Source organism: Arthrobacter sp. Y3223166 (assembly GCF_059090935.1).
Genome location: NZ_JBNHGE010000086.1, coordinates 1 through 1,931 on the forward strand (window position 1 = coordinate 1; position 1,931 = coordinate 1,931).

Genomic DNA, 1,931 nt, shown 5'->3' on the forward strand with positions numbered 1-1,931 from the left:
TGGTTAAACGCGGGAAGGCCCCGCCATCGTTGGCGGGGCCTTCCCGTGTTCAAAGAATGTCCGGCGGCGACCTACTCTCCCACACCCTCCCGAGTGCAGTACCATCGGCGCTGTGGGCCTTAGCTTCCGGGTTCGGAATGGGACCGGGCGTTTCCCCCACGCTATGACCGCCGTAACCCTTCGTGCGCGCCCGCCCCGGTGGGGGTTGGCGGCAAACCTGTTGGTTACAAGCTTGTGCTTGGAACTGTATTCAATTGTTTTGTTCCCTTATGCGACAACGGTTGTTGTCTGGGAACCACATAGCGGACGCGTAGCATGTTTTGATCACCCACCCCAGGGGGTGGTGTGGTGTAAGTTGTCGGACTATTAGTACCGGTCAGCTTCACGAGTCTTTCGTCCTCGCTTCCACATCCGGCCTATCAACCCAGTGGTCTGGCTGGGGTCCTCTCCCCCACGAAGGGGATGGAAATCTCATCTTGAAGCCGGCTTCCCGCTTAGATGCTTTCAGCGGTTATCCAATCCGAACGTAGCTAATCAGCGGTGCACTTGGCAGTACAACTGACACACCAGAGGTTCGTCCGTCCCGGTCCTCTCGTACTAAGGACAGACCTTCTCAAATTTCCTGCGCGCGCAGCGGATAGGGACCGAACTGTCTCACGACGTTCTAAACCCAGCTCGCGTACCGCTTTAATGGGCGAACAGCCCAACCCTTGGGACCTACTCCAGCCCCAGGATGCGACGAGCCGACATCGAGGTGCCAAACCATGCCGTCGATATGGACTCTTGGGCAAGATCAGCCTGTTATCCCCGAGGTACCTTTTATCCGTTGAGCGACGGCCATTCCACAATGTGCCGCCGGATCACTAGTCCCGACTTTCGTCCCTGCTCGAGATGTCTCTCTCACAGTCAAGCTCCCTTGTGCACTTACACTCGCCACCTGATTGCCAACCAGGCTGAGGGAACCTTTGGGCGCCTCCGTTACTCTTTAGGAGGCAACCGCCCCAGTTAAACTACCCATCAGGCACTGTCCCTGACCCGGATTACGGGCCGAAGTTAGATGTCCAGAGTGACCAGAGTGGTATTTCAACGATGACTCCACCCGAACTGGCGTCCGGGCTTCACAGTCTCCCACCTATCCTACACAAGCCACACCGAACACCAATACCAAACTATAGTAAAGGTCTCGGGGTCTTTCCGTCCTGCTGCGCGTAACGAGCATCTTTACTCGTAGTGCAATTTCGCCGAGTTTATGGTTGAGACAGCGGGGAAGTCGTTACTCCATTCGTGCAGGTCGGAACTTACCCGACAAGGAATTTCGCTACCTTAGGATGGTTATAGTTACCACCGCCGTTTACTGGGGCTTAAATTCTCCGCTTCGCCCCCGAAGGGGCTAACAGGTCCTCTTAACCTTCCAGCACCGGGCAGGAGTCAGTCCGTATACATCGTCTTGCGACTTCGCACGGACCTGTGTTTTTAGTAAACAGTCGCTTCCCCCTGGTCTCTGCGGCCCTTACCCGCTCCGAAGCGCAAGGCTTCTTCACGGTCCGGGCCCCCCTTCTCCCGAAGTTACGGGGGCATTTTGCCGAGTTCCTTAACCATAATTCTCTCGATCGCCTTGGTATTCTCTACCTGATCACCTGTGTCGGTTTGGGGTACGGGCGGCTAAAACCTCGCGTCGATGCTTTTCTCGGCAGCATAGGATCACCGAATCCCCCCATACGGGGGTCCCGTCAGGTCTCAGGCTTCACGAACGGCGGATTTGCCAACCGTTCACCCTACATCCTTGGACCGGGACTACCATCGCCCGGCTCGGCTACCTTCCTGCGTCACACCTGTTAATACGCTTACCTCCCCGGATCGGGTCCCGCGCGCCCCGCCCATACTGGCCCCGAAGGGCACGGATGAACGGTTTGGGCGGTTAGCATCACCGG

General features: G+C 57.2%; 2 rRNA genes. Both read right to left on the reverse strand.

Annotation, left to right across the window (positions count from 1 at the left end):
- Positions 1–58 precede the first annotated feature (58 nt).
- A 5S ribosomal RNA gene (rrf, locus tag AC5RUH_RS16635) occupies positions 59–175 on the reverse strand.
- Between the two features lie 170 nt (positions 176–345).
- Positions 346–1,931 (reverse strand): 23S ribosomal RNA (locus tag AC5RUH_RS16640); the annotation flags it as partial.